Genomic DNA, 9,166 nt, shown 5'->3' with positions numbered 1-9,166 from the left:
AGTATTACTGATTGGTTGCGGTTGAGAGTAATAGGTCGAACGTGCCAGATTCAACAACTGGCATTGACGAACCTGACTAAGACTCCCATGGGGCTAAATCATCTCTTTGCGTTCTACAAGACTTAATGATTGAGCTTTCTCACTAAAAAATCGCGTTCTACCGTCAATTGACCAATAACCCGCTGCAGGTCATCTGTTGTAGGTTGCTCCTTATTGGCGGCAGTATTATTTTTAGAAAATAGCTCGGCAGCTTGCTCAATGAGTTGCCGTTTCCAGCTATTGATCTGCGTGGGATGGACATGATAACGCGCGGCTAATTGGGGACAGTTTCATCACCGCGTATCGCTGCCAGCACTAGTTTTGCTTTGAATTCACTCGAATAGTGTATGCGCTTTTTACTCATCGTCATTAAGCTCCTTTTTAATTCTGCCAGAGCTTAACAACCTGTACAGTTTTTGGGTACCACTTCAAGCTGGCCTACATGGACTTTTCTATCAAAGAAAGCAAGGTTTGGGGTAATGATCAAGAAAATAGACTGCAGCTCTACATACGGCCTGTTTGGAGCATTGCCCCGGCCTTGATGGAAATCGCTGGGCAGGCCAAACCGCGGACTATAAGGGTTTCGTCAGGACTTTCACACGTGCTGCCAGTTCTCGCAAAGAAAAAGGCTTAGTCAAATAGTCGTCAGCCCCTGCATTAAACGCTTCTAATACATTTTCAAGCGAGTTTCTGGCTGTCAGCATGAGCACTGGCATGGTCCGCTGTGCGTCTTGACGAAGTCTTCTGCAGAGATCGACACCATCTATATCCGGCAACTCCAGGTCTAGAATAATAGCGTCATAATCTTTCGTAATCGCCAAATGTAAACCCGTCGTTCCGTCACCTACCGCATCAATCGTATAACCAAAAGTTTCTAGATAATCATAGATGTTGGAGGCAATATCCTGGTTGTCTTCTATAATAAGAATATTCATGGGTGCGCTCACCGATAAATTTTGAAACAAGTCACGACCAATCAAGCAAAGTGGTCTGGGTGCCGGTATCAATATTGTCATGATTCAGGCTGGCGTTGATAATATGTTTGGAATGGTTTTGCAGCGGCAGGCTGGCAGAGATTTGCACCCGAAGGTTCTCCTCTGCCAAGGTTACATTGGATATGGACCAGGTAGGTATAGTTGCCGCCGAAACTAAACCCTACCCAGCCATGGATGGATGAAATCGAGATACCTGAGGCTCACTGCCACCCTCCACCAAGTGATCTATAAAGATCCACCATTGCGTCAATTTGCTTTTGTTTCATTTCAATTAGATCCGCTTTGGCATCCAAGGTCTCCCTTTGTGCCAACAGCACATCCAGGTAGTCCGTACGAGCAGATTTGAATAGATTGTTAGCGATATCAATTGATTTGCTGAGCGCTTCAACTTGCTCTGACTTAAGCTGATAGCTTTTGTCGAGGTTATTGATATTTGAAACTTGATTCGCTACTTCAGTATAAGCTCTGATAATTCTTTGCTCATACTCATAAGCTGCCTGAATCTGCCTGGCATTGGCATTTTTATATTCCGCCTCGATGGCATTCCTATTGACCAATGGAGCCACTAATTCTCCCGCGATCATGGCCGCCAATGACTCTGGGGTATTGATCAGATACTTAACTGCAAAAGCTTCAAATCCTATTCCAGCCCTTATGCCAAAGGAGGGATAGAAGTTAGCCCTGGCCACCTCTATATTTAATGCCGCCGCCGATAGCTCAAGCTCTGCTTGCCTAATATCAGGCCTATTTTGCAGCAATTGTGACGGAATGCCTGTCTTAAGCATGAAGGGTTTGAACTCCATAAAACTACCAGAAGCACGCTGGATAGGTTGCGGCGTCCTCCCTAGCAAAAAATTTATCCGATTTTCAACAACAGTAATGCTCTGATTAATTTGGTATAGTCTACTTTTGTTTTTTGCCACTTCTGCTTCATAGCGTTTGATGGCAAGTGTACTTGCTCTTGCGTACTCTTGCAGACGCCTGACCATCGTCAGAGCATTTTGCTGAATACTAATATTTAACTCTACATTGTTAAGCTGGTTGTCCAAGGAAAGCAGTTCATAATACGAATGGGCAATTTCAGCGACCAGGTTAGTCACTAAAAAATTTCTACCTTCTTGTGACGCCATATACTCGAAAACAGCGACCTGCTTCGCATTCCTCAACTTTTTCCATATATCTATCTCCCAGGTTGAAAACAGCCCAAAGCGATAATCCCCCACGTACCTAGGAAAATGCCGGCCTTCCTTTACTGGCAGATTTTCTTCAACAGCGCCAATTTGTGTAAACTCGCCGACTCTTTCCTTACCTGCACCAGCACCAATACCTACAAATGGCAAGTATTGGGCTCGGCGTGCTTGAATTTCATTCTGTGCAAGATTGATACGCTGCATCACGATATTAATTTCTTTATTATTTTCAACAGCTATATCCAGCAAACTTACTAAATTAGGGTCACTAAAAAAATCTTCCCATTTAATATTTGCCGCATTGTCCTCATCCGAAACACCTTCTTTAAAAACAGTAGGAAGATGTGTGTCTTCTTTTTTGATGAGTGCATCAGGTATGCAGGCTTGCAGCATAAGTACCAACGCGCTTGAAGCCATAATCTGAAGTAATTTAGTCTTTGATCTCATTTTTTGGAGGGCCATAGTCATAAGTCTCGGTTAAGGGGCCAATGTCTTCATTTTTAATCTCATCTGAAGGGCCATATTTATAAGTCTCGGTTAAGGGGTCAAGGTCTTCATCTTTAATTAATTTTCTACCTTCGGCTAATTTGGCAAATATATAATAAAGCCCTGGAATAATGATGACACCAAACACGGTACCGAAAATCATCCCGCCCAGCGCTGAGGTACCAATTGTCCTGTTGCCGACTGCCCCCGCTCCCGTGGCCATCGCCAAGGGTACCAACCCAGCTATGAAAGCAAATGACGTCATCAAAATCGGTCGGAAACGCGTTTGTGCACCCGCAATCGCTGCCTGCATAACCGTCATGCCTTGGGCTTGCTTCTGGGATGCAAATTCGACAATCAATACTGCATTTTTCCCGAGTAAACCAACTAACATCACCATTCCCAGTTGTGAATACACATCATTGGCGAGCCCTAATTCTTTTAATAAAAGGAAAGCACCAAAAATACCGGGGGGCAGAGAAAGTATTACAGCCAAGGGTAAAAGAAAACTTTCGTATTGCGCGGCCAGCACCAAGTAGACAAACAAGATAACGACAAAGAAAATCGCCAGTGCTTCGTTGCCCCGGCCGGCTTCGTCATATGTTAAGCCTTCCCAGGCAATGTCAAAACCTTTTGGCAGGGTGTCTTTTGCGACTTCCAGGACTGCATTGATGGCGTCGCCGGTGGTATAACCTTTTGCGGGTTCAGCGCGAATTGCTGCCGTGTTATAGAGGTTAAAACGCGTGAGCTCGTTGGGTCCCTGCATTTTCTTCATGGTCATGAAGGCGGATAACGGTACCATTTCACCTTCATCATTTTTCACAAATAATTTCAGCACATCCTCGGGGGCACGCCGAAATTGCGGCAAGGCCTGAACGTATACTTTAAAAAAGTTATTGAAACGGATAAAGCCCTGTTCATAGGTACTGCCGATCATGATGTCCAGGTGATTCATCACATCATTGATGTTAACCCCTTTTTGCATGGCAAGCTGATTGTCGATGATCAGCTCGTATTGTGGATAATTGGCCGCATAAAAGGTAAACAAACCGGTCAGCTCTTTACGTTCACGCAATCCTTTCATGTAACTTTTGGTAAGCTCATCGAATTCATAGTAGTCTGTATCTAGTGTCTTATCTACCAAGCGAAATGCCAAACCCGATGCCGCGCCGTACCCCGGCACCGCCGGAGGTTGAAAATACTCAATGACCGCACCCATGTCATGGCTTTTTTCTTCCAACTCTTCGATAATCTCCGTTACAGAATGTTTACGCTCCGACCAATCTTTCAAATTGATAACAACGGTCCCTGCATTTGACCCGCGACCTTCAGTGAGTACTTCATACCCAGCTAGAGAAGAAATTGATTGAACACCGTCGATTTTTTCAGCTAGCATTTCCAGTTCTCGTGCCACTTTGTTGGTTACTTCGATGGTTGAGCCGGGCGGCGTTTGGATAATCGCATAAATCATGCCTTGGTCTTCGCCGGGAATAAAGCCGGAAGGCAAGAATCTACTGACCATGAAAATACCGAAGGAAAACACGGCCAATATCAAAAGCGTGACAATGCGCCGGGTGACCATGATGTTCATCAATCGGATGTAACGCCCGGTGACTTTTTCAAAAACAAAATTAAAACCATTGATGAAAAGGCTGATGGGATCTTTTCGTTTCGGCTGACCATGAGTATTTTTAAGAATCATGGCACACAATACCGGAGCAAGCGATAGCGCCACAATTGCTGAAATAATGATCGACGATGCCATAGTGATAGAGAATTCTCGATAAAACACCCCAACCGGTCCTGGCATAAATGCAATAGGGATGAACACCGATACCATGACCAGCGTAATCGCTACAATGGCGCCGCCGATTTCTCCCAATACTTTTCGAGAAGCTTCATAAGGGCTGCAATGCTCATCGGCCATTTTTGCATGCACAGCTTCCACTACCACAATGGCATCATCGACCACAATACCAATAGCCAGCACTAAAGCAAACAAGGTGATAAGGTTGATAGAAAGCCCGAACGCGGACATAACGGCGAATGCTCCAACCAGCGAAACCGGTACCGCGAGGATGGGGATCAAAGTAGAACGCCAGTCGCCAAGAAAAATAAAAACCACCAGAGAAACCAGTACGAAGGCTTCTAACAAGGTGTGTAACACTTGTTCGATGGACGCCTCGACGAAACGCGACACATCATAGTTGATTGCGTAGTCCATACCCTCTGGGAAGGATTTTTTCAATTCTTCCAGTTTTGCCTTCGTTTCCGCTATAACTGTTTGCGCGTTAGTGTTGTAATTTTGCTTAAGCACGATAGACGCCGAAGGGTATCCGTCTTTGTCAGAGTAAATATTGTAAGACGAACTATTCAGGTCGACCTCAGCTATATCTTTTAGGCGTAGAATCTTGCCTTCCGAAGAAGCTCGAATAATAACGTCTCCGTATTCTTCCGGCTTATTGAAACGCCCTTTATAGACCAGCACATACTCCTTGGACTCGGCGGCTTTGCCTGTGCTTTGCCCGAGACGACCGGGACGCCCAATGATGCTTTGTTCTCCCAGGGCTTTCATCACATCGTCTATCGAGACATGATAGACTCGCATCCGTTCCGGGTTCAGCCAAATGCGCATCGCATATTGGCGAGCACCCAGTATGTTCGCTTGGGCGATTCCCCTAATGCGCTGAATCTCTGGAATGACATTGACGAAGGCGTAATTATATAAAAGTTTCTGATCAGCGTTTTTGTCCGTGCTGAAGATATTGACATACATAAGCATGCTGGGCTGGACGAAGTTCACGATCACGCCTTCCAAGTTTGTCAGCACTGGCAGTCGGCTCGTCATCTGATCCACACGCGCCTTCACGTTGACCATCGCAATATTGGGATCAACGCCTTGATCGAAATACACTTGAATGGTTGCTTCGCCGGCGCTGGTTGCATCCGAAGTGATGTACCTCATGCCGGGCACGCCATTGATAGCACGCTCTAAGAGGATCAAAGACGATTTCACCAATACATCGGCACTGGCACCGGGAAATGATACCGAAACCGTGACCCGAGGCGGTGCAATATCTGGAAACTGGGCAACTGGCAATGATTTCATCGCCAATAAACCCATAAATAAGAACATCAGTGATAACACAATCGCCATCACTGGCCTTTTAAGAAAGACACTAAACATGGCTTAATCCTTAAACTAAACAGTTATTCGGTATACAACTCTAACTCCGGGACAATCTCTTCGGGCGGTCTTAAATTGATACTCACTTTGTCTCCAGGACTAACTCTTCGTATACCTTCAAGCAACACCCTGTCGCTTTCATTAAGGCCGTCTTTAATAAGAAACAGTTTTGTCATCTCGGCCGCTATATGGATAAGCCTTTGCTCCAGCTTTTCTTCTTCATTGATGACGTAGACATAGTTTTTATCCATGATTTCGAACACCGCTTTTTGCGGAATAATCAGGGCATTTGGGTAATGCTTGGTCAATAGGATGGTTCCTGTCTCCTCATGTCTTAGAAGTTTGTCCGGGTTAGGAAATAAGGCACGAAATTGAATAGTGCCGAAAGTGCTATCAAAATCACCTATAATCGTCTCAATGACACCCTTGTGATCATAAATCTTGCCGTTTGCCATTTTTAGTTGTACGGTTTCACCAATTTTGTCGCCTTCTTGCATTTTAAAATTCAGGTAGTCTGCTTCTGGAACGTTGAAATAGACCCACAATTGTCTGATATCAGATAGCTCCGTCAGCAACTCGCCTTCATCGAGAAGACTGCCGATCCTGGCATAAAAAGGACCCATAATTCCATCAAAAGGCGCTCTGATATCGGTAAAACCCAAACGGGTTTGCGCTAACCTCACCCTTGCATTAGCCTTATCTAGTTTTGCTTTTCCCAAAGCAAGCTCATTGGGCGATACGATATTCTCATCAGCCAAACCTTTGGTATTAAGGTATTCGATCTTTGCAGATTGCGCTTCGGCTTTCGCTTTTTGGTATTCTGCCTCATAAACTTTGGGCATAATTTTAAACATGGGCTGTCCTGCTTTTATCCACTGCCCTTCATCCACAAAAATACTCTCTAAGTAGCCCTTTTCCAAAGCGCGGAGTTCAATATGCATAATGGCTTTAATCAGACCGACATAGGGCGAAGGTAAAGAAATGTCTTTACGGAACGGTGTCGTTGCCTCAAATTTTGGCAGCTCATGATGCGTTTCAGTTTCTGTGTTACACCCATTCAAAAACAGAGCGGCGATTAAGCTTAGAACTACGGATAATTTAGTAATCATTTTTCTATCATTTAGGTTGTCAGGGAGCAAAGTATTTTGTTAGGGGAAGCAAGACCAAGTCTATTTTCTATTTTAATGAGAACCAAAAAGTCTGCATGGTGCAGCTTAACGAGTGCGGATATATCTTTCCTAACAGACGCATAGATAGGACAGAACTTTCGCACAACGATACTATTTGATCTGGTCAAGCCTTTCCCTCCCGTCCGCAGGTCGTGTTAGGTATTCCTATTGGATCTCTTGAAACCAGAATTCCTTAGCTGCCTTTCTCTCACAGCTAGATTAGGCTAATAAATGTTAGAAAGGGATCAAGAAAATGCTAAAAGAATGTTAAGACAAACACTCTTTGTATTTCACGATCTAGTTCTTTGTTAATCGGTTACAAAAGACTGAGCAAATAGTTTTGTTCCTACGGACTTTCGAAATACCTTGACGGGGGACAATTCCTACCTTCGGAGCTAAATAGGTCATGTGTTGAGGAAAAATGCTGCAGAGCGACTATAAGTGTACCGACAGCGACAGGAACAACAGAATAGCGAAATAATCGACCCGACACCGCAAATCGCGCCGAAGAAACACAAAGCGGCTGGATTATGGCAAAGTGGAGTGTGGCGCTGCAAAGACCGATAGAGCAATGGTGCCTATTGCCCGTAGAATAGCGTGGTCATGGGTGACGTCATCGACATAAGTGAAACGACTCGGCGGTTCATAGCCGTAGAGACAATATCCCGTTTGAGAGAGTGAGCAAGACAACGTACCCGATGCAGCGCCACATTTCACCATGAATAATGGAGCAAACCATGTCCAGACGCAATCGCACGATCAACCTTAAACCGGGCAAATCCCGGGCCGCCCTGACCATCACCCACCCCAACGCAGCTGGCATTGACATTGGCAGCGCCTCTCACTTTGTTGCTGTGCCACCTGAACGGGATGATGAACCGGTACGGGAGTTTCCGAGTTTTACGCATGACCTTAATGCTTTGGCCGACTGGCTCGACGCCTGCGGCGTAGATACGGTTGCCATGGAGTCTACTGGAGTGTATTGGATTCCCTTGTTCGAGTTGCTGGAATCGCGCGGCTTCACTGTGCTGTTAATCAACGCACGCCACGTCAAGAACGTCTCGGGTCGTAAATCCGATGTGCTCGACTGCCAATGGCTGCAACAACTCATGACCTATGGCTTGCTTCGTGGCGCATTTCGTCCTTCTGATGAGGTATGAGCATTGCGTTCGCGGTGGCGTCAGCAAGGAATACTCCAGCAAACCCAAGGACGTCATGTGCAGCACATGCAGAAAGCACTTACGCAGATGAATATCCAGCTCACCAACGTCATCTCCGACATAGTGGGGGAAACAAGGCAGAAAATTCTGCGCGCCATCGTTGCTGGCGAGCGAGATGGACAGATATTGGCTGCGATGAAGAATGTGCGCATCCGCGCCAGTGAGGATGAGATTGCCAAAAGCCTGCAAGGCAACTGGCGCACCGAACACCTGTTTGCACTTAAGCAGGCGCTTGCCATGTTCGACTTCATCGGCTTGCAGCTGGTCGAGTGTGACCGGGAAATCGAGGCCCAATTGCAAAGCCTGCAAGTGCATGACGGTGAGCCAGCCAAAGGTAAGAAGCGAAGCCGTCCCCGCAACGCACCGAAGTTTGATCTACGTACACAGCTGTACAGGATGTGTGGAGTCGATCTCATGCGCATTGATGGTATCGATGCCACCACCGCACTCGCGGTGTTTCCGAGACCGGGACGGACATGTCATGCTTTGCTACGGTCGGCCATTTTATGAGTTGGTTGGGGCTGTGCCCGGGTACCCGGATTACCGGCGGCAAAGTGATGAGCGACAAGACTAAACGGGTAACGAGCCGCGCGGCCCAAGCCTTAAAATTGGCCGCATCGGCATTGCGTAGCAGTCAATCTGCGCTTGGCGCGTACTTCCGCAGAATGTGTGCATGCATGGACAAGCCCAAAGCCGTGACTGCGGCTGCACACAAGCTTGCGCGGCTAATTTACACGATGCTCATCAACGGTGAGGAATATATCGATCGAGGTCAAGATTACTACGAAAAGTGGTTGAAGAAAGTGTGCCGACTCAGATCAATCTTGCAGAAAAGTTATTAGTGGGAGCTCTTGAGTTTCCCAACGGCCTCCTCATAAAC

The 9,166-nt window shown here is 46.2% G+C and carries 5 protein-coding genes and 1 pseudogene; 2 read left to right on the top strand and 4 right to left on the bottom strand.

Features of this window, described 5'->3' with window-relative positions; translation table 11 throughout:
- Positions 1 to 611 precede the first annotated feature (611 nt).
- The 4 genes from BM283_RS06985 to BM283_RS06970 form a co-directional block, all read right to left on the bottom strand.
- On the bottom strand, positions 612 to 1,055 hold the full coding sequence (locus BM283_RS06985; RefSeq protein ID WP_254776247.1) for a response regulator transcription factor: 444 nt from the start codon (positions 1,053 to 1,055) through the stop codon (positions 612 to 614).
- Positions 1,056 to 1,234: 179 nt separating this feature from the next.
- Complete coding sequence (locus tag BM283_RS06980) at positions 1,235 to 2,641, bottom strand: TolC family protein (protein ID WP_254776246.1); 1,407 nt, start codon at positions 2,639 to 2,641, stop codon at positions 1,235 to 1,237.
- Between the two features lie 13 nt (positions 2,642 to 2,654).
- Entirely contained in the window at positions 2,655 to 5,897 is a 3,243-nt protein-coding gene (locus BM283_RS06975; RefSeq protein WP_090691348.1) for an efflux RND transporter permease subunit, read from the bottom strand.
- Between the two features lie 23 nt (positions 5,898 to 5,920).
- Positions 5,921 to 7,006, bottom strand: a complete 1,086-nt coding sequence (locus BM283_RS06970) for an efflux RND transporter periplasmic adaptor subunit (protein WP_090691346.1) — start codon at positions 7,004 to 7,006, stop codon at positions 5,921 to 5,923.
- Between the two features lie 501 nt (positions 7,007 to 7,507).
- Between BM283_RS06970 and BM283_RS20325 the strand changes: the two genes are divergently transcribed.
- Positions 7,508 to 7,633, top strand: a complete 126-nt coding sequence (locus BM283_RS20325) for a hypothetical protein (RefSeq protein WP_302848279.1) — start codon at positions 7,508 to 7,510, stop codon at positions 7,631 to 7,633.
- Positions 7,634 to 7,803: 170 nt separating this feature from the next.
- Positions 7,804 to 9,128, top strand: a pseudogene (locus tag BM283_RS06965) (IS110 family transposase).
- Positions 9,129 to 9,166: the final 38 nt, after the last annotated feature.

Origin of the sequence: Nitrosomonas sp. Nm34, assembly GCF_900113925.1 — a bacterium.
Classification (GTDB): Bacteria; Pseudomonadota; Gammaproteobacteria; order Burkholderiales; family Nitrosomonadaceae; genus Nitrosomonas.
The sequence above is the reverse complement of the archived record's forward strand: the minus strand, read 5'-3'. Positions and strand labels throughout refer to the sequence as shown.